The organism is Methylobacterium sp. Leaf99 (genome assembly GCF_001422375.1).
Classification (GTDB): Bacteria; Pseudomonadota; Alphaproteobacteria; order Rhizobiales; family Beijerinckiaceae; genus Methylobacterium.
Genome location: NZ_LMMU01000001.1, coordinates 1,091,403 through 1,111,090 on the forward strand (window position 1 = coordinate 1,091,403; position 19,688 = coordinate 1,111,090).

Annotated in this window: 13 protein-coding genes; 6 read left to right on the forward strand and 7 right to left on the reverse strand. The window is 65.9% G+C overall.

The window, feature by feature from the left end; all coding sequences use genetic code 11:
* Positions 1 to 45: 45 nt before the first annotated feature.
* Together ASF28_RS04950 and ASF28_RS04955 are read right to left on the reverse strand one after the other, a co-directional pair.
* A complete protein-coding gene (locus ASF28_RS04950) occupies positions 46 to 408 on the reverse strand; it encodes a DUF6481 family protein (protein WP_274533109.1) in 363 nt (120 codons plus the stop codon).
* A 184-nt stretch (positions 409 to 592) separates the two neighbouring features.
* The gene (locus ASF28_RS04955; protein WP_056088410.1) at positions 593 to 802 is read right to left on the reverse strand and encodes a cold-shock protein; all 210 of its coding nucleotides are present in this window, start codon (positions 800 to 802) and stop codon (positions 593 to 595) included.
* A gap of 1,075 nt (positions 803 to 1,877) precedes the next feature.
* Here ASF28_RS04955 and ASF28_RS22305 point away from each other — a divergent pair.
* Positions 1,878 to 2,924, forward strand: coding sequence for a hypothetical protein (locus ASF28_RS22305; RefSeq protein ID WP_157085361.1), 1,047 nt, complete (start codon positions 1,878 to 1,880; stop codon positions 2,922 to 2,924).
* Positions 2,925 to 3,059: 135 nt separating this feature from the next.
* Positions 3,060 to 3,383, forward strand: a complete 324-nt coding sequence (locus ASF28_RS22310) for a hypothetical protein (protein WP_157085363.1) — start codon at positions 3,060 to 3,062, stop codon at positions 3,381 to 3,383.
* 11 nt (positions 3,384 to 3,394) lie between these two features.
* On the opposite strand, the gene ASF28_RS04960 is transcribed toward ASF28_RS22310, so the two are convergent.
* Complete coding sequence (locus ASF28_RS04960; protein ID WP_056088413.1) at positions 3,395 to 6,031, reverse strand: bifunctional acetate--CoA ligase family protein/GNAT family N-acetyltransferase; 2,637 nt, start codon at positions 6,029 to 6,031, stop codon at positions 3,395 to 3,397.
* Between the two features lie 235 nt (positions 6,032 to 6,266).
* On the opposite strand from ASF28_RS04960, the gene ASF28_RS04965 reads away from it, so the two are divergent.
* The 3 genes from ASF28_RS04965 (at position 6,267) to ASF28_RS04975 (ending at position 8,722) form a co-directional block, all read left to right on the forward strand.
* A complete protein-coding gene (locus ASF28_RS04965) occupies positions 6,267 to 6,887 on the forward strand; it encodes a class II aldolase/adducin family protein (RefSeq protein WP_056091220.1) in 621 nt (206 codons plus the stop codon).
* 408 nt (positions 6,888 to 7,295) lie between these two features.
* Complete coding sequence (locus tag ASF28_RS04970) at positions 7,296 to 7,787, forward strand: MucR family transcriptional regulator (protein WP_056088416.1); 492 nt, start codon at positions 7,296 to 7,298, stop codon at positions 7,785 to 7,787.
* 128 nt (positions 7,788 to 7,915) lie between these two features.
* Positions 7,916 to 8,722, forward strand: coding sequence for a restriction endonuclease (locus tag ASF28_RS04975; protein WP_056088420.1), 807 nt, complete (start codon positions 7,916 to 7,918; stop codon positions 8,720 to 8,722).
* On the opposite strand, the gene zwf is transcribed toward ASF28_RS04975, so the two are convergent.
* Positions 8,702 to 10,213, reverse strand: a complete 1,512-nt coding sequence (gene zwf / locus ASF28_RS04980; protein WP_056088423.1) for a glucose-6-phosphate dehydrogenase — start codon at positions 10,211 to 10,213, stop codon at positions 8,702 to 8,704. The genes ASF28_RS04975 and zwf overlap by 21 nt on opposite strands.
* Before the next feature lie 393 nt (positions 10,214 to 10,606).
* On the opposite strand from zwf, the gene ASF28_RS22315 reads away from it, so the two are divergent.
* The gene (locus ASF28_RS22315) at positions 10,607 to 11,374 is read left to right on the forward strand and encodes a response regulator (RefSeq protein WP_162239982.1); all 768 of its coding nucleotides are present in this window, start codon (positions 10,607 to 10,609) and stop codon (positions 11,372 to 11,374) included.
* 186 nt (positions 11,375 to 11,560) lie between these two features.
* On the opposite strand, the gene ASF28_RS04985 is transcribed toward ASF28_RS22315, so the two are convergent.
* The 3 genes from ASF28_RS04985 to ASF28_RS04995 all read right to left on the reverse strand — a co-directional run bounded on the left by ASF28_RS04985 (position 11,561) and on the right by ASF28_RS04995 (position 19,682).
* A complete protein-coding gene (locus ASF28_RS04985; RefSeq protein ID WP_274533119.1) occupies positions 11,561 to 13,039 on the reverse strand; it encodes an efflux transporter outer membrane subunit in 1,479 nt (492 codons plus the stop codon).
* Positions 13,040 to 13,233: 194 nt separating this feature from the next.
* Positions 13,234 to 16,560, reverse strand: coding sequence for an efflux RND transporter permease subunit (locus tag ASF28_RS04990; protein ID WP_056088427.1), 3,327 nt, complete (start codon positions 16,558 to 16,560; stop codon positions 13,234 to 13,236).
* Entirely contained in the window at positions 16,557 to 19,682 is a 3,126-nt protein-coding gene (locus tag ASF28_RS04995; RefSeq protein WP_056088430.1) for an MdtB/MuxB family multidrug efflux RND transporter permease subunit, read from the reverse strand. Before ASF28_RS04995 ends, ASF28_RS04990 begins: the two co-directional genes overlap by 4 nt.
* Positions 19,683 to 19,688 lie beyond the last annotated feature (6 nt).

Below are 19,688 nucleotides of genomic sequence, written 5' to 3' on the forward strand. Positions count from 1 at the left end.
GCATGGAACGGGCGGCGCGCGGCGCGGACCCCGGATGCGCCGCGGCTACTTGCGGGCCTTGGCCTTGCGCGCCGCGTAACGGGCATCGCGCTGGGCCTTCTGCTCGAGACGGGCGGCGGCGGCCTGCTCGATCTTTTCCTCGGCGGCCCGGATGGCCTCGGCGGCGAGGCGCTCGCGCTCGGCGTCGGCCTCGGCGACCCGCTGGGCTTCGGCGGCGGCGCGGGCTTCGTCGCGGGCGCGGGTCCGGATCTCGCGTTCGCGGACGATCTGCTCGCGCTCGGCCTTGCGGGCGAGGACGGCGGGATCATCGGCGGGCGGGCGGTCCCGGAATCGGGCGAGGGCCGCCTGACGGGCTTCGTTGGCCGCCTTGAGGCGGTCGGTCATGGAGTTTTCGTTGAATTGGCTCACACACGATCCTGGATTTGCGCCGGCTCGGTCCGAAGGGACGAGCATTCCGCCGGCAAAAGACATCGAGTCAGAACGTAAGAAGCCGCTCCCCGAACGGGGAGCGGCCCTTTGAGACGTCAGGCCGGTGGTGCCGTTCAGGAGACTCCGAAAAGTCGCCCGAGGCCACCGTCAGGCCCGAAGTGGTTCAGGCGGTCTGGAGGTTGCCGGCGGACTGCTTGCCGCTGCGCTTGTCGGTCTCCATCTCGTAGGAAACCTTCTGGCCTTCGGCGAGGCCGCGCATGCCGGCCCGCTCGACGGCCGAGATGTGCACGAACACGTCGTTGCCGCCGTCATCCGGCTGGATGAACCCAAAACCCTTTTGCTCGTTGAACCACTTAACAGTACCGACAGCCATCGTATTCCTTCGCCCTTGCGGGCTTATATGTCAGAGGTCCACGCGATCGTGCGCGGCCACCTCCCGACCAACCCAACGGACGAGATTTGAACACCCCGATCCGTCCCCGGATCGAAGCGCTGAACTCTCGGGTTTTGGACTGGTTTTTTGTTTGTACGCGCTTGTTAGGGATTTGGCAAATCCAGAACTGAATCGCCTCAGCTTGATAGCTCTAAAAAATCGTTATTGGCGGGAATCCGAGCATTCAGTGAGATCGCAGTACCCGACCTCGCTCGGTTGTGTTCGTATGCAGCACACGCTAGATACAACCTTTCGCATTTGTGGAAAGAAAAATGGCAACCTGTGGTGCGCTTCTATGCGGAATGCCTTCGGCAGATGGGACAGCGAAGACAGCACTTTCTCAATTACAATCGTCAATAGATATTTTTTCTCAAAAATCTATCGACTTTCTTCGAGCTGACTTCAATCAATAGTCTCAAGTTTTTGGTGCTTTTTGTGCAAGAGTTTTACTTGAAAATGCTTGCGCGGCTATTGTGGGCCGGCTCGACCCCTTTCGGTTGATATATCTGAGCGAATTTCAAACGCAGCCAACATTTGAGGCTCATCGTCCCTCCAAATCAGGCTTCAAATGGACCGGCGACGTCATCTCCGACGACAAACCGTCTCCAAATATGTGGAGCGCAGATCACGATATATCAAAAATTAACAGAGCGCTTTTTTCTCAATATTTTGATCATGTATACTGGAAACCGGCGGTTGAAAAGACCCTCGACCATGTCTCATCCATTTCAAACCCTGCGTTAAGCGAAATAAATTCAATAGACGCTGAGAGATTTATCACATCAACCAAGGGAAAGTGCCTGCAGCTGTACTCGACTTTGTCAAAAGGCGTACATTGGGAGTATTTCTCCTCCGCTCTTGTGATGGATGAGTCAACTATCAAAAGTGCGATAAGAGAAACCTGTTTGATTGTAGGCGGAATTGGCCTTATGTCTCACTTCATACCAACAGCTTACGCATCACTCACGCCCGATCGTGCCGTGGATGAGTATATCAACTTCGTGGGAGCGCTTTCGTGAACAATGTTCTGCACGATGACACGGATGCTTCCATCATTCTTGCTGCTGAGGAGTCCCCCCCGGAAAAGTTCCTTGAGTTCCATTCCTTTTCCGAGCAAGACAATATTACTATTGGAAAGCTGATTGCGCACGGTCCGGTCTTAATCCGAGGTGGGCGAGGTAGTGGCAAAAGTGCACTTTTGATAGAAGCGCGCAGGAGAATGCTGGATATATCCAATGTATTTCCTGTCTATATGAGCTTGCGCTATCTTCCATTGCTGCAGTCTGACGGAAATGAATACATCGGACACTTCTGTATTCTTCTTTCTAATGCAATTCAGAGCGAGCTATCGAGCCAGAACTTGAACTATGACTTTGGGACTGCTTCAGACCAGACCTCCGTTCAGATAGGTCTTAATAAACTCTCCAATGAAGTCGGGAAAAGGGTCGTCCTGTTATTCGACGATCCGGCACATATCGGTCGTGAAAAGCCACTTGAGGTATTCTTTGATCTGTTCAGAACGCTCTCAAGTGGCCTTACTTCTTGTAAAGCAGCGATCTATCCCGGCGTTACCAGATTCGGAGTCAGATTTGATGTTTACAATGATTCAACAGTTATAGATATAACAAGATCTGACGTTTCAGCAAACAGAAACTATTTTGTGGATGTAGTTAAAGCTCGATATCCCAAGCTCGCCTTACCTGAAACATTTTCAGACCGACTTTCTCCGCTGCAATTCGCCAACCTGCTAGGACGCGCAGTCGTTGGCAATATGCGCGGTTTTATATTAGCCTGTCATAGATTTGAGGGAAAAAATAAGATTGGAATTCCAGATATTAATCAATGCTTACTTAATATGAATACAGATTATTACTGGCCACTCATGGACGAAGTTGCACCAAAACTCGGAATCTATGAGCCCCTACTCGAGCCAGCCCGAGAATTGATTGAGGCTGTGGTCGACCACTCCTGCCGGCCAGTGCGGGACAAACAGAAAACGATCGCACAGGACCGAGTACTGATCCACAGAAATATTGTGGGACAGTACGCCAAAATACTGTAAATACTTGAATACCTTGGTTTCATCTCAAAACGGGAAGCGTCAAGAGCGATGAAATCCGGGGGTCGTGGCCCAGTATTTGCAATCAATTTATGCAACATACTCGAAGCCATACCCTCAAAGCGCCTAACGAATGAGATGATCGACGAATGGGTAGCTGCATCCGTAGAGCCGTCAGAAATTCATATATCCAGCAACGTGTTTCAAAATATTAAGCTTCCGCCGCTCCCTGAAGAGCACGGTCTTTCAATTCTAGATAAAGATGTTTCTGTTCTAGCAAAATCTCCTGCTTATCCATACGGACTAACAGAGGATAAAATCAGCCGACTTAAAAACGAGCGTATAGAGACTGTCTGCGATTTAGCGAAGGCAACAGATCAAGAACTCGATGCAATTGACGGTATCGGCAAGGCTACTATAAAACGTATGAGAAATGTTGTCTTTCAAGCCGTGTGGATGTGATGAGCATTAAATCAACCCAGCGCTAAACCCACCTTCACCACCCCCCCATCCTCCAAATCCGGACGGGTGGTGAAGCCGAGCTGCTTGCAAACCGCCAGCATCGGACGGTTCTCCCTGAGAACCGTCCCCTCCACCCGCGAAATGCCCTCGGCCTTGGCCCAGTCGATCATCAGACTCATCAGGGCCAGCCCCAGCCCCGTGCCCTTACGGTCGCCGCGGATGAGGATGGCGTATTCGCCGCTGTCGTGGTTGGCGTCGGCGTGGAGGCGGACGGCGCCGAGCATGGTGCCGGCGGCGTCGATGGCCACGAAGGCGATGGCGCGGGCGTAGTCGAGCTGGGTCAGGCGGGCCAGGAAGGCGTGGTTGAAATCGCGCACGGGGGCGAAGAAGCGCAGGCGCAAATCCTCGGCGCTCACGGACTGGAAGAAGGTGAGGAACAGGGCCTCGTCCTCGGGGCGGACGGGGCGGACGTGGATCGCCTCGCCCCGGAGGGTGAGGTGGCGCTCCCACTCCACCGGATAGGGCCGGATGGCGAAGCGCGGATGGGCGGCGCCCCGGCCGGGCGGCGCCGGGGCGACCATGACGCGGGCGTCGAGGGCCAGGGCGCCGGCGGCGTCGGCGAGGAGGGGGTTGATGTCGAGCTCGCGCACCTCCGGGCAATCGGCGGCGAGCTGGGCGAGCTTCACCAGCACCAGGGCGACGGCGTGGCGGTCCACGGCCGGCACGTCGCGGTAGGCAGCGAGGCGCCGGGCGACGCGGGTGCGGTCGATGAGCTCGGAGGCGAGGCGGAGATCCAGGGGCGGCAGGGCCAGGGCCCGGTCGTCGATGACCTCGACGGCGGTGCCGCCGCGGCCGAACACCACCACGGGGCCGAAGGTCGGGTCCTCGGCCAAGCCCGCGATGAGTTCGCGCTGCTGGCCGCGCCGGATCATCGGCTGGACGGCAAAGCCGGTGATGCGGGCCTCGGGCCGGAGGCGGCGGGCGCGGACCAGGATGTCGGCGGCGGCGGCCCGGACGTCGGCCTCGGAGGTGAGATCGAGGCGGACGCCGCCGACGTCGGATTTGTGAACGATGTCGGGCGAGACCACCTTGAGGGCCACGGTGCCGCCCCGGGCGATGATCTCCCAGGCGGCGGTGGCGGCACTGTCCGCGTCGGGGGCGAGGGTCAGGGGCACGCTGGCGATGCGGTAGGCGGCGAGCAGGGCCGCGACGTCGACGGGGTCGAGCCAGGTCTGGCCGGCCTGCACCGCGCGGTCGACGATGGCGCGGGCGGCGGCGACGTCGGGGGAGAACTCGCGCGGCAGGGAATCCGGCGTGCGCATGAGGTCGTCCTGGGCCTCGCGGTAGCGCACGAGGTTGAGGAAGCCGTCGATGGCGTCGGCCTCCGTGGCGAAGCCCGGGATGTTCGCCGCCGCCAGCACCGCCGCCGCCTCCGGATCGTCGCCGATCTGCGCCACGAAGATCGGCTTCTTGCGCTGGCCGCCCTGACCTTCACTGCTCTTGCGGACCCGCGCCACGGTCCCGGCCAGGGCTTTGGCCGTGGCGGCGCTGCCCGAGCGGGCGGTGGGGACGTGGATCGCCAGCACGGCGTCGTGGCCGGGGGCGGTGAGCAGGGGCTCGAGGGCGGCGGCGTAGGCCTCGGGTCCGGCGGCGATGCCGAGCTCGACGGGGTTGCCGGCGGCGAGGGTCCCGCCCCGGTCGGCGAGGCGGTCGGCGGCCAAAGCCGCGATGCCGCGGCCGTTGCCGAGGATGGCGAGGCGGTGGCCGGGGAACGGGCGCTGGCGCCCGAGGGTCTCGACGGCGGCGAACATGGCATCGAGGCTGTCGACGCTGAGCAGGCCGGCCCGGCGGAACGCGGCCTCGTAGACGGCGTCGGGCCGGGCCAGCGCCCCCGTATGGGTGACGCTCGCCCGCGCCGGCGCCCGGTGGCGCCCGGCGCGCAACACCACCACGGGCTTGGCGCGGGCCGCCGCGCGGGCGGCCGACATGAACTTTCGCGCGTCGGGGATGCTGTCGAGGGAGAGCAGGATCGCGCGGGTGTGGAGGTCGGCGGCGAAATGGTCGAGGCCGTCGGCGATGTCGATGTCGCAGGCCATGCCGAGGGAGAGGACGGCCGAGAACCCGACCTCGCGCCGGGCCGCCCAGGCGACGATGCCGGCCGCCACGGTGCCGGATTGCGAGACCAGGGCGAGGTCGCCGGCCTTCGGGGCCTGCGCCAGCAGGCTGGCGTCGAGGTTTTCGCGGGGCACGGCGAGGCCGACGCTGCCGGGGCCGAGGAGGCGCAGGCCGTGACCCCGCGCCTCCGCCCGCACGGCCTCGCACAGGCCGGGCGGCACGTCGGGCGTGAGGATGAGGGCGGCGGCCGCCCCCCGGCGCCCGGCCGCCCCGACCCAGGCGACGAGGTCCGCCGGCGGCGCGGTGATCACTACGAGGTCGAGGTTTTGGGGCAGGTCGTCCATGCCTTCGACGCAGTGGACCCCGTCCGATAACGCATGGGTCTGCGGATTGACGGCGTAGATTTCGGCGTTCGGCCGCGCGCGGACGAGGTTGGCGAGGGCGGCCTCGCCCAGGGCCGCGCCGGTCTCCGTCAGGCCGACCACCGCGATGGCGCGGGGCTTCAGCAGGGCCTCGAAGCGATATGTGCTCATGCGCGCACCCCTGGTTGCCCCGCGGACCGGCGGTCCCCGCTCCGCGCCCGCGGTGCGGCGGGCGTTTCGTGCGGGACCCTTCTAGCATGGACCCGAGCCCGCACCCGTGACGGAGATGCGGGCCCGCACCCGCCCCCATTCGGAGAGTTTCATGACCGCCTCCCCGTCCGACAACGCCCCGCCCGCCGCCCCGGCGCACGCCCGGATTCCGGCGGCCGAGGGGGTCGTCGCGGCCATGCGCGACCTCCTCACCCTCGGCCTGAGCCAGGGCACCTCCGGCAACGTCTCGGTGCGCCACGGCGACGGCTTCCTCGTCACCCCCTCGGGCATTCCGGCCGCGGACCTCACCGCCGACAGCATCGTGCCCATGACGTTCGCGGGCACCTGGGACCATGCCCTGGCGCCGTCGTCGGAGTGGCGCTTCCACCGGGACATCCTGCAGCGGCGGCCCGAGATCCACGCCGTGGTCCACGCCCACCCGACCTACTGCACCGCCTTCGCCCTGTGCGGCCGCACCATCCCGGCGGTGCACTACATGATCGCGGCGGTGGGCGGGCCGACCATCCGCTGCGCGCCCTACGCGCCCTACGGCACGGACGAACTCTCCCGCCTCGCCCTCACCGCCCTGGAGGGGCGCGGCGGCTGCCTCCTCGCCAACCACGGCATGATCGCCACGGGGCCGGACCTGGCCCGCGCCCTGTGGCTCGCCGTGGAGATGGAGACCCTGTGCCGGCACTACGCCGTCGCCCTGCAGGTCGGCGCGCCGGTGATCCTGCCCGACGACGAGATCGCCCGGACGGTGGAGCGCTTCCGGACCTACGGCCTCCAGGCGCAGGCGGAATCCGCCCCGCGCTGACCCCGGCATCGCGCGGCGGAACCGGGGCCCGGGACCGCCGCCGCGGTGGATCGAAGGGCCGGTCCAGGCTCTCCCGAATGATTCCCGAGACGGTCGGGAGCTTTCGGCAGATGACCCGACCCGTCGGGCACAATCAGGTTGCGCCTGAACTGAATTCATTTTCGCGGCCAAGCAGGCCGACTCTAAAATTCGGAGCGCCATCGCTCGTGATTGTACGCCGTTCAGCTACGTAGGCCGCTTAGGCAGTCAAAGTTCGTATTTAAGGCGAACTTGCCTTGGCCACTTGCGCTTCGACTTATTGCGTCATAGTAGCTCTTGGATCACTATTTTTTGACTTGTTCGAGCCACCAAGGTGCGGAACCGCACAGGCCTCGATCAATGCGATCCACTGCGTAACGGGGGTTCAAAATGAGCGGCGACGGCGAGATGATGCCCGACTACATCGGACTTGCGGCGGACATCGTCTCCGCCTTTGTCAGCAACAACTCGGTTCCGCCCGTCGAACTCCCCGCGCTCATCGCCTCGGTGCACGCCACCCTCGAGCGGCTGACGGCCCCGGTGAGCGAGGAGAAGGCCGAGCCGCTGCAGCCCGCCGTCTCCATCAAGCGCTCGATCACGCCCGATTTCCTCGTCTGCTTGGAGGACGGGAAGAAGTTCAAGTCGCTCAAGCGCCACCTGCGGACGCGCTACGACATGACGCCGGACCAGTATCGCGCCAAGTGGAACCTGCCGAGCGACTACCCGATGGTGGCGCCGAACTATGCCGCCGCCCGGTCGGAACTCGCCAAAAACATGGGCCTCGGCCAGCAGCGCCGGAAACAGGCCGCCGCCGCGGTGGTGACGGAGCCGAAGGCCCCCGCCCCCCGCGGCCGCCGCCCGCGGGTCACCGCCGACGCCTGAGGACGACCCGCCGCCGGTTCGGCCGGCGGCGGGCCGTTAGAGATCGGGCAAGGGTCGCGTGGCTAGAGTCCCTCGGCACGGCCCATGGCCCGGCCATGGCGGCCCGGCGGCCGCGCCGGGATACGTCCATGCCGGGCCGGTCGAGCCTCGTCGCACGCCTGTTCTGGACCACCCTCCTGGGGGGCGGCGCCGCGTTCGTCCTCGGCGCACCGGCCGCCGCCGCCACGGGGCTGTGCCTCGCCGCCCTCGTCCTGCACCGCCTCGACCGGCCCCGGCGCATCCGCCGCCTCATCCGCACGCTCGTCCGGCAGCACGCCCCGACCCTCGCCCTGCGGCGGCGCCAGGAATGTTTCGTGGATGCCTACGGCAATCTCATCAACGACGGCTGGGTGCGCGAGCGCGAATACTTCGCCGAACGGACGATTCTCCCCGCCCTGGACGCGAAGGGCTTCGGCGAGGACGGCGATGTCCTGTGGGATATGATCCTCGCGAGCATCGAGCGCGCGGCCGCCGCGTACCCCCTTCCGGACGAGGCCGACGCGCCCGCCGACGGCATCGCCTACGAGCGGTTCTGCGCCGAGCGCCTGCGCGAGGCGGGCTGGAACGCCCGGGCGACCCAGGCCAGCGGCGACCAGGGCGCCGACATCGTCGCCGAGCGCGCCGGTATCCGCCTCGTGGTTCAGTGCAAGCGCTACGGCAAGCCCGTGGGCAACGGCGCCGTGCAGGAGATCGCCGCCGCCATGCGCTACTGGTCGGGCGACATGGCGGCGGTGGTGTCGAATGCCGGCTTCACGCCATCGGCGCGAAAGCTCGCGGCGGCGACGGGCGTCGAACTTCTGCACCACGACGATCTGGCAACGCTGACGCCGGTGCGCGAGGTCGGCGGGCGCAAGCCCACCCGGTCCAGGGCCCGCTCAAGCGTCGCCGAGCGGTAGCCAGGCGTGGCCGTCGCGGGCGAGCAGGGCCGCGGCCTCGTCGGGCCCGTCGCTGCCGGCGGCGTAGAACGCCACCGGCGCGTCGCGCCAGGCGGCGAGCAGGGGCTCGACGGCGGCCCAGCCGGCCTCGATCCCGTCGGCGCGCTGGAACAGGGTCGCGTCCCCGGTCATGCAATCGTACAGCAGGGTCTCGTAGCCGACGCTCGGGGTCTCGTGGAAGAAGTCGCCGTACTCGAAGGTGGCGACGACGCGGCCGAGGCGCATCTCGGGGCCCGGCCGCTTGGCGTTGAGGCCGAGGCTCATGCCCTGCTCGGGGTCGATGCGCAGGCGAAGGATGTCGGGCATCATCCCGGGCGCCGCCGGGAACGGCGAATGCGCCGGCACCCGGAAATGCACGGCGATCTCCGTGGCCCGGTCGGTCATGCGCTTGCCCGTGCGCAGGTAGAACGGCACGCCGGCCCAGCGCGGGGTGTCGATGGTGAGTTTCAGGGCGACGTAGGTCTCGGTGCGGGACTCCTCGGCCACGTTCGGCTCGGCCCGGTAGCCGATGACGGCCCGGCCGAGTTCCGTCCCGGCGGTGTACTGGCCGCGCACGGCGTCGCCGGGGGCGACGGGCCGGATCGCTTCGAGGAGCCGGCTCTTGGCATCGCGGATCGCCTCCGCCGCGAGGCTGTCGGGCGCCTCCATGGCGACCATGCACAGGAGCTGGAACAGGTGGTTCGGCACCATGTCGCGCAGGGCCCCCGTGGGCTCGTAGAACGCGCCGCGTTCCTCCACCCCGATGGTCTCGGCGGCGGTGATCTCGATGGCCGCCACGTGCTCCGCGCGCCAGACCGGCTCGAGCAGGCCGTTGGCGAAGCGCAGGGCCAGGATGCTCTGGACCGTCTCCTTGCCGAGGAAGTGGTCGATGCGGAAGAACTGGCCCTCGTCGCCCTGGGCCAGCAGGGTCGCGTTGAGCGCCTTCGCCGAGGCGAGATCGCTGCCGAACGGCTTTTCCACCACCACCCGGCGGAACGCGCCGTCGCCCTGTTTCAGGAGCCCCGCCGCCCCGAGCTGCTCGACGATGGGCCCGAAGAACCGGGCCGAGACGGCGAGGTAGAACACGACGTTGCCGGTGAGCGCCCCGGCGAGATCCCGGAAGGTGGCGGAGTCCGAAAAATCGCCGTGGCGGAAGTGGAGCCGGTCGCGCACGAAGCCCCAGGCCGTCGCGTCGATGTGGTCGGGGTGGAACTCCGAGGTGTGATCCGTGGTGAAGGACTGCATGGTCTCGGACAGCGCCTTGCGCCAGCCCGCGTCGGTGTTGTCGTTGTGATCGACGCCGATGACCTTGAAGTCGTCGGAGAGGAGCTTCCCCGCCGAGAGGTTGTACAGGGCCGGCATCAGCAGGCGCTTGGTCAGGTCGCCGGAGGCGCCGAAGATGACGAGGGTGCAGGGCGGCGCGGCCGGGCTGTCGCTCGGCGGCGGTGTCTCGTGTGCGGCGTCGGTGCTCATGGCGGTCTCCCGTGCCTCGCGCGGCCCTTCGCGCGGAATTGCAGGTCAACCTATCGCAGTGCGGCACGTTCCAGGGTGGCGGTGCCGTGGGTCACGGGATGGATCGCATCGCACCTCCGGGACGGTTCGCAACCTCGCTCCGGCCCGCGCCGGGTCGCAGTGGCTGAGCGTTCAAGCCAATAGCTAGGAACGCCGGAGAACGATCTTCACAACCCATACTGAGACCAATCAATCAATAGCCCTCAGGAGCAGTGTTTGCTGGTCTCTGAGCAAGCTGACTCTCTGGGCACAAGCATGGCTGACGAGCAATATTATTCGAGAAATTCAACTAGAAATTATTCCTCAGAAAATCTACACTGTCGCCTATCGTACCAAATTTTCCCGAGAAATTTCATGGCCGATCACGAAATCAACCCAACGGCGAATATAATAACCGCCATTGCATCACTTGTATCTGCTTTTGCCTGGCCAGCCATCGCAATTTTAGTAATTTATGGATTATACAGCAATACAGATAAAATAATATCAAGCTTCAACGAATTTATGAAAGACAAGGACTCTGCAAATTTTGGGTTTTCTTCAAGCGGTGGTGTCACTCTTGAGATTATACAAAAGACTGCGAGAGTATCTGCAAATGCAGTTATATCATCTGCAAACAAATCGACAACGGGACCGCTGAGCGAAGACCAAAAATCTCAAGTAGGCGTTAACGCACAATCGGCGGCCATCTCGCTGGCCTCGAATTCGCTTGATCCACGAACGAGACTAAAAATATTGTGGGTTGATGACCACCCGGAAAACAATATAGATCTTCAATTAGCTCTACAGACGCTTGGAATTGTGGTAATATGCATAGATAGCAACGAAGGAATTTCTCAAGCATTCGACAATGCTTCAAGCTTCGACGTTGTAATTACTGACATTAACAGAGATGAGATGGGCGATGGTAGGCGTCAAGCCGAACCAGAGGGCGGACTTAAAACGGTAGAAATAATTATGAAAAATTACCCTAACACTAAAGTGATCGTCTACGCTGGCGGCTGGGCCGCTACGCATCGCAATGACTCTTTGCAAAAACCGATCATTCGAATTACGAACTACCCAGAAGAAGTTTACCAAATTGTAGTAAATCTAGCAAAAACGAAGGCCTTATTACAGTAATTTACCTCCATATTATTGCTATATGACGATGAAGTAATAATATATGATTTTACATGTATTATTAGGCTAATTTGTCCATTCGTACTTTTTTGACTCATATGCATAGATAGCGATAGTCAAAGGTGGATCGCGAACCCACTCAAAGCCGATCCAATCCCGGGTTTTGACGGCAGTACCGCTCCCCCCTCACTCGTCCGTCCGCACCGCCTGTCCGGAATCGATGGGCAGGCGCGTGCCCTTGAGCTCGTCGCCGGTGGGCAGGCTGCGCACGTCCCAGCCGCCGCCGAGGGCCCGGATCAGGGCCACGGCGGTGGTGAAGCGGTTGAGGCGGATCTGCAGGGCGTTGATCTCGTTGTTGAGGGCGATGGACTGGGCCGTGACCACGGTGGTGTAGTTCTGGGTGCCGGCGCGGTACTCGTTCAGGGTGATCTCGACGCCGCGCCGGGCGGAGGCCACGGCCTCGTCCTGCGCCGTCTGCTGGCGGGCGAGGATGCGGACGCCGGCCAAGCCGTTCTCGACCTCGCCGAAGGCGGTGAGCACGGTCTGGCGATAGTTCGCCACCGCCGCGTCGTAGGCCGCGCGGGTGATGCGGAGCGCCGCCGCGCGGGCGCCGCCGTCGTAGAACACCTCCGTGCCGGCGGCGGCAACCGACCAGACCTGATTGGCCGCCGAGAACACACCGTTGGAGGTCAGGCCCGAGATGCCGCCCGAGGCCGAGAGGGTGACGGTGGGGTAGAACGCCGCCACGGCGACGCCGATGAGTTCGCTCTGGGTCTGCACGTTGCGCTCGGCCTGGGCGACGTCGGGGCGGCGCTCCAGCAGGGCTGAGGGAATGCCCACGGGCACGGCGGGCGGGCGCACGGCGAGCGCCGCCACGGGCAGGGACAGCTCCGAGGGCGGGCGCCCGACGAGGGTCGCCAGCGCGTGTTCGAAGATCGCCCGCTGCAGGCCGATGGCGATGGCCTGGGCCTGCGTCGTCTGCAGCAGGGTCTGGGCGGTGATGACGTCGGAACGGGCGGCGACGCCGGCCGAATACTGGTTCTCGGTGATCGCCAGGCTCTTCTTGAACCCCGCGATGTTCTCGTCGAACACCCGCTGCAGGGAATCCTGATAGCGCAGGCTGAGGTAGTTGTTCGCCACCTCCGACTGGAGGGTGAGGCGCACCAGGGCGAGGTCGGCGGCGCTGGCCTGGGCGGTGGCGACCTCGCTCTCGAGGTTGCGCCGGATGCGGCCGAACAGGTCGAGCTCCCAGCTCGCCTGGCCCTGGAGCGACACGGTGGTGCGCTCGGAGCCGCCGACCCGCGAGCGGGTGATGTTCGGCGCGCCGATCACCGTGGGGAACAGGGCGGCGCGGGCCTGGGCGACGAAGCCGCGGGCCTGCTCGTAGGCGGCGACCTGGGCGCGCAGGCTCTGGTTGTCGACGTCGACGAGGCGGATCAGGCGGTCGAGGGCCGGGTCCCGAAACACCCGCCACCAGTCGCCGCGCTCGGCCCCGTCGTTGGGGGCGGCCGGGCGCCAACCCTTCCGGCTCGCCACGTAAGCGGCGGAATCCTCGCGGGCGCCGCCCTCCTTGAAGGCGAGCGGCGTCTCGACGGAGGGGCGGGAATAGTCGGGGCCGACCATGCAGCCGGAGACGGTGCCGGCGAGGAGGATGGCGAGGCACAGCGCCCCCTTCCCTCCCCCCCTTGCGGGGGAGGGTGGCCCGCGAAGCGGGTCGGGAGAGGGGAGCACCGCCCCGTCCGGAAAGGGCGGCGCTGCCCCTCTCCCGGTCGCTCCGCGACCACCCTCCCCCGCAGAGGGGGGAGGGTTTTCCTGCGCGCGACGCGCCGCTCGAAATCCCACGGCCAACCCACCCACGCTCATTCGGCCGGGCCGGGAACCGCGCCGGGGACCGCGCCGAGGGCGGGCCCGCGCCGGCGCAGGCGGTCGAGGTAGAGGTAGACGACGGGGGTGGTGTAGAGGGTCAGGATCTGGCTCACGATGAGGCCGCCGACGATGGCGATGCCGAGGGGGCGGCGCAGCTCCGAGCCCTCCCCGCCCGCGAGGATGAGGGGGAGCGCGCCGAGCATCGCGGCGAGCGTTGTCATCATGATCGGCCGGAAGCGCAAGAGGCAGGCTTCGAAGATCGCGTCCCGGGGGTGCAGGCCGCGGGTGCGCTCGGCGTCGAGGGCGAAGTCGATCATCATGATGGCGTTCTTCTTGACGATGCCGATGAGCAGGAACACCGCGATGAGGGCGATGACCGTGAATTCGGTCCCCGAGACCAGGAGCGCCAGGAGCGCGCCGATGCCCGCCGACGGCAGGGTCGAGAGGATCGTCAGCGGGTGGATGAAGCTCTCGTAGAGGATGCCGAGGATGGTGTAGACGGCCACCAGGGCCGCCAGGATCAGCAGGGGCTGGCGCGACGACGATTCCTGAAAACTCTTGGCGGACCCGGCGAACTCGCCGTGGATGGTTGCGGGCAGGCGCAGGTCGGTCATGGCCTGCTCGATGGCGGCCGTGGCGTCCGACAGGCTTTTCCCCGGCGCCAGGTTGAACGAGATCGTGGTGGCGACGAACAGGCCCTGGTGGCTCACCTGCACGGGGGCGTTGCCGGTCTCCAGATGGGCGAAGGCCGAGAGCGGGATCATGGTCTCCTTGGCGGAGGACACCGGCGCGCTCGACGAGGCCCCGCCCTTGCCGCCCGCGATGGCGTTGGCGGCGGCGTTGCGGGCGGAATCGCCCGCGAGGGCGGCGGCGGGGTCGGTCGCGGCGGCGTTGCCGCCCGTGCCGGCGTTGCCGGCCGGGTTGGTGTTGACGGTGCCGCCCGTCGCCACGGTGCCGGCCACGGCGTTGGTGGTGGCCGAGCCCCGCGCCTTGCCGCCCGCGGTGGAGACGTAGAGGGTCTTCAGGGTGTCGGGGCTCTGGAGGTAGCGCGGGGCGATCTCCATGACGACGTGGTACTGGTTCAGCGGGTTGTAGATGGTCGAGACCTGGCGCTGGCCGAAGGCGTCGTAGAGGGTGTTGTCGATCTTGTCCGGGGTCAGGCCGTAGCGGAAGGCCGTGGCCCGGTCGATGACGAGGCGGGTCTCCAGCCCGCCCTCCTGCTGGTCCGAGGTGACGTCGGCGAAGAGCGGGTTCTTTTGCAGGGCCTGGAGCAGCTTCGGGGCCGCGGCGTAGAGCTCCTCCGAGGTGTCGCCCTGGAGGGTGTACTGGTAGGTGGCGAAGCTCTGGCGTCCGCCCATGCGCAGGTCCTGGCGCGGGAACAGGTAGAGCCGCGCGCCCGCCACCTGGGCGAGCTTGGGGCGCAGGCGCACCATCACCTGCTCGATGGGATCGCGCTGGGCCTTGGGCTTGAGGCCGACGAAGACGTTGGCCGAGTTGGTGCCGCGGCCGCCGGTGAAGCCGACGACGCTGTCCACCGCCGGATCGGCCTGCACGATGGCGGTGGCCTGTTCGAGCTTCTGCTTCATCGCCTGGAACGAGATGCGCTGGTCGGCCTGGATGCCGCCCATCATCTGCCCCGTGTCCTGCTCGGGAAAGAAGCCCTTCGGCACGATGATATAGAGATAGACGTTGAGACCCACCGTGGCGACGAGGCTGAGCACCACGAGGCGGCGGTGGCGCAGGGCCACGCGCAGGGTGCGCTCGTAGGCGGCGAGCATGGCGTCGAAGCCGGACTCGAGACCGCGCAGGAAAAAATTCGGCCGGCGCGCCGGGTCGTGCGCCTCGGGCTTCAGCAGCAGGGCGCACATCATCGGCGTGGTGGTGAGCGACAGCACCAGGGAGATGAGGATCGCCAGGGACAGGGTGACGGCGAATTCCTGGAACAGGCGGCCGACGATGCCGCCCATGAGCAGGATCGGCAGGAACACCGCCACCAGGGACAGGCTCATGGAGATGACGGTGAAGCCGACCTCGCGGGCGCCGAGCAGGGCCGCCTCGACCCGCGAGCGGCCCCGCTCGATGTGGCGCTGGATGTTCTCCAGGACCACGATGGCGTCGTCGACGACGAAGCCCGTGGCGATGATCAGCGCCATGAGGGACAGGATGTTGAGGCTGTAATCGAGGAGGTACATCGCCGAGAAGGTGCCGACGATGGAGATCGGCACGGCCACCGCCGGGATCAGGGTGGCGCGGCCCGAGCGCAGGAAGACGAAGACCACGAAGATCACCAGCACCACGGCGATGAGCAGGGTCTCCTGGGTTTCGGCGAGCGACGCCCGGATGGTGGCGCTGCGGTCGCCCGTGACCATGAGGTCGATGTCGCCCGGCAGGGCCGCCTTGACCTGGGGGATCGCCCGCTTGAGACCGTCGATGGTGTCGACGACGTTGGAGGCGGGCTGTTTGTAGATGAACAGGATCACGCCGGGCTTGCCGTTGACGAGGCCGAGGTTGCGCTTGTCCTCCACGGAATCCACGACCTTGCCGACATCGGTCAGGCGCACGGCGGCGCCGTTGCGATAGGCCACGACGATGTCGCGATAATCGGCCGCCACCCGGCCCTGGTCGTTGGCGTAGAGCTGGTAGCGGCTGGTGGCGGTCTCGATGGCGCCCTTGGGCGAGTTCGCGTTGGCCGACGCCAGGGCCGCGCGGATGCCCTCCAGGCCGATGCCGTAGTTGAACAGGGCGGTGGGATCGAGCTCGACCCGCACGGCCGGGAGCGACGAGCCGCCGATGTCGACGTTCCCGACCCCGGGCAGCTGGGACATCTTCTGCTGCACCACCGTGGCGGCGGAATCGTAGAGTTGGCCCGGTGTCAGGGTGTCGGAGGTCAGCGCCAGGATCAGGATCGGCGAATCGGCCGGGTTGAACTTGCGGTAGGTCGGGTTCTGCCGCAGCGCCGTCGGCAGGTCGGCGCGGGCCGCGTTGATGGCCGCCTGGACGTCGCGGGCGGCCCCGTCGATGTTCCGGTTGAGGCCGAACAGTAGGATGATCCTGACCGAGCCGACGGAACTCGTCGACGTCATCTCGTTGACGTCGGCGATGGCGCCGAGCCGCCGTTCGAGGGGCGCCGCGACGGTGGTCGCCATGGTCTCGGGCGAGGCGCCGGGCATCGACGCCTGGACGAGGATGACGGGAAAATCCACCTGCGGCAGGGGCGCCACCGGCAGCTTCAGGAACGCGAAGATCCCGGCGAGCAGCACGCCCAGGGTGAGCAGGATCGTGGCGACGGGCCGGCGGATGAACGGGGCGGAGACGTTCAAGGCAGCGCCTCGACGCTGCCAGCCACGCCCGCGCGCCGCCCCGTGATCCGCCGCTCGAGGCGGTCGAACGCCAGATAGATCACCGGCGTGGTGAACAGGGTCAGCACCTGGGAGACGATGAGCCCGCCCGCGATGACGATGCCGAGGGGCTGGCGCAGTTCGGCGCCGACGCCGGTGCCGACGATGAGGGGCACCGCGGCGAACAGGGCCGCCAGGGTCGTCATCAGGATCGGCCGGAAGCGCAGGAGGCAGGCCTCGTAGATGGCGTCGCGGGGGCTCATGCCGTCCTCGCGCTCGGCCTGGAGCGCGAAGTCGATCATCATGATGGCGTTCTTCTTCACGATGCCGATGAGCAGCACGATGCCGATGACGGCGATGATGTCCAGCGACAGGCCGAACAGCATCAAGCCGAGCAGGGCGCCGATGCCGGCGGACGGCAGGGTGGAGAGGATCGTGATCGGGTGGATGAAGCTCTCGTAGAGGACGCCGAGCACGATGTAGACGGTGACGATGGCGGCGATCACCAGGAACAGCTGGTTCGACAGGGCCGACTGGAACGCGAACACCGAGCCCTGCGGCACCACGCGAAAACTCGGCGGCAGGTCGATGGCCTTGCCCGCCGCCTCCACCGCCGCCACGGCGTCGCCCAAAGCCGCGCCGGGGGCGAGGTTGAACGACACGGTGGTGGCCGGGAACTGGCCGAGATGGGAGATGAGCAGGGGCGCCCGCCGCTCGCTCACCCGGGCCACGGCCGAGAGCGGCACCTGACCGGACGCCACCGTGGAGGACGGCAGGTAGATGTGGTCGAGGCTCTCGATGGTGGTGTGGAGCGCCGGATCAGCCTCGAGGATCACCCGGTACTGGTTCGACTGGGTGAAGATCGTCGAGATGATGCGCTGGCCGAAGGCGTCGTAGAGGGCGTTGTCGACGGTGGCCGGGGTGATGCCGTAGCGCCCCGCCGTCGCCCGGTCGATGGTGATGTAGGCCGACAGCCCGCTGGCCTGGAGGTCGCTCGCGACATCCATGAGCAGGGGCGAGGTCTGGAGCTGGCGCACGAAGCGCGGCACCCAGGTCTCGAACTCCGCCAGATTCGGGTTCTCGAGGATCACCTGATACTGCGTCGCGCTCACCGCCGTGTCGATGGTGAGGTCCTGGACCGATTGCAGGTAGAGGCGGATGCCGGCGACCCCCGTGGTCGCGGCCTTGATCCGTTCGATGATCCGGCCCGCCGTTGCCGTCCGGGCGTCGTGGGGCTTGAGGTTGATGAGGAACCGGCCGGAATTCAGGGTCACGTTCTGGCCGTCGACGCCGATGAACGACGACAGGCTCGCCACGTCCGGGTCCTGCAGGATGAGGCCGGCGAGCTTCTGCTGGCGCTCGGCCATGGCGGCGTAGGACACGGTCTGGTCGGCCTGGGTGATGCCCTGGACGACGCCGGTGTCCTGCACGGGGAAGAACCCCTTGGGGATCACCACGAACAGGTAGGCGGTGAGCGCCACGGTCGCGAGCGTCACCACGAGGGTCAGGCCCTGGTGGCGCAGGACCACCCGGAGCATCCGGCCATACCCTGAGATGATGCCGTCCATGGAGCGGCGGGCGGCGCGGGCGATGAAACCCTCGCGGCGCTGGGTTTCCGTGGCCGGCTTGTGCTTCAGCAGGCGCGCGCACAGCATCGGCACCAGGGTCAGCGACACCACCGCCGAGATCACGATGGTGGCCGCCAGCGTGATGGCGAATTCGTGGAACAGGCGCCCGACGACGTCGCCCATGAACAGGAGCGGGATCAGCACGGCGATGAGCGAGACGGTGAGCGAGATGATGGTGAAGCCGATCTCGCGGCTGCCCTTGAGGGCGGCCTCCAGGGGCGGATCGCCTTCCTCGACGTGGCGGGCGATGTTCTCGATGACCACGATGGCGTCGTCCACCACGAAGCCCGTGGCGATGGTGAGTGCCATGAGCGAGAGGTTGTCGAGGGAGAAGCCGTAGAGGTCCATGATGGCGAGCGCCCCGATGAGGGAGAGCGGCACCGACAGGCTCGGGATCAGGGTGGCGGAGACGCTGCGCAGAAACAGGAAGATCACCAGCACCACGAGGCCGATGGCCAGCGCCAGTTCCACCTGCACGTCGTGGACGGAGGCGCGGATGGTCACCGTGCGGTCGGTGAGCAGGCCCACGGAAATGGCGGCCGGCAGGGTCGCCTGGAGCTGGGGCAGCAGCGCCTTGATCTTGTCGACGGTGGCGATGACGTTGGCGCCGGGCTGGCGCTGGATGTTGAGGATGACCGCCGGGGTCTCGTCGGCCCAGGCGCCGAGCTTGGTGTTCTCCGGGCCGGCGACCACGTCGGCCACGTCCGAGAGCCGCACCGGGGCGCCGTTCTTGTAGGCGATGATGGCGGCGTCGTAGGCCTTCGGGTCGCGGATCTGGTCGTTGGCGTTGATGGCGTAGGACTGGGTCGGCCCGTCGATGGTGCCCTTGGGCGTGTTGACGTTGAGGTTGGTGATGGTGGTGCGCAAATCGTCGATGTTGAGGCCGTAGGCCGCGAGCGCGCGGGCATTGAACCGCACCCGGATCGCCGGCCGCTGGCCGCCGCCGGTGCTGACGAGGCCGACGCCCGCCACCTGCGAGATTTTTTGCGCGAGGCGCGTCTCGGCGAGGTCGCGCACCTCGGTGAGCGGCATGGTCTTCGAGGTGAGCGCCAGGGTCAGGATCGGCGCGTCGGCGGGGTTGACCTTGGCGTAGATGGGCGGGGCCGGCAGGTCGGCGGGCAGGAGGTTGCCGGCGGCGTTGATGGCCGCCTGGACCTGCTGCTCGGCGATGTCGAGGGGCAGGTCGAGGCTGAACTGCAGGGTGACGACGGAGGCCCCGGCGGAACTCTGCGACGTCATCTGGTTGAGGTTGGCGAGCTGGCCGAACTGGCGCTCCAGGGGTGCCGTCACCGCCGAGGTCATCACCTCGGGGCTGGCGCCCGGATAGAACGTCTGGATCTGGATCGTCGGGTAATCCACCGACGGCAGGGCCGAGACCGGCAGGTTCAGGTACGACACCATCCCGACCATCAGGATCGCCAGCATGAACAGCGTGGTGGCGACGGGCCGCAGGATGAAGAGGCGGGACGGGTTCATGGGGTG

Bases quoted from the DNA above. Each gene is read 5' to 3' on its own strand.
- ASF28_RS04975 (WP_056088420.1), top strand. From the start codon at position 7,916: ATGCCGGGCCGGTCGAGCCTCGTCGCACGCCTGTTCTGGACCACCCTC.
- ASF28_RS04960 (WP_056088413.1), bottom strand. From the start codon at position 6,031: ATGAGCACATATCGCTTCGAGGCCCTGCTGAAGCCCCGCGCCATCGCG.
- ASF28_RS22315 (WP_162239982.1), top strand. From the start codon at position 10,607: ATGGCCGATCACGAAATCAACCCAACGGCGAATATAATAACCGCCATT.
- ASF28_RS04995 (WP_056088430.1), bottom strand. From the start codon at position 19,682: ATGAACCCGTCCCGCCTCTTCATCCTGCGGCCCGTCGCCACCACGCTG.
- ASF28_RS04970 (WP_056088416.1), top strand. From the start codon at position 7,296: ATGAGCGGCGACGGCGAGATGATGCCCGACTACATCGGACTTGCGGCG.
- ASF28_RS04965 (WP_056091220.1), top strand. From the start codon at position 6,267: ATGCGCGACCTCCTCACCCTCGGCCTGAGCCAGGGCACCTCCGGCAAC.
- ASF28_RS04955 (WP_056088410.1), bottom strand. From the start codon at position 802: ATGGCTGTCGGTACTGTTAAGTGGTTCAACGAGCAAAAGGGTTTTGGG.
- ASF28_RS22310 (WP_157085363.1), top strand. From the start codon at position 3,060: ATGATCGACGAATGGGTAGCTGCATCCGTAGAGCCGTCAGAAATTCAT.
- zwf (WP_056088423.1), bottom strand. From the start codon at position 10,213: ATGAGCACCGACGCCGCACACGAGACACCGCCGCCGAGCGACAGCCCG.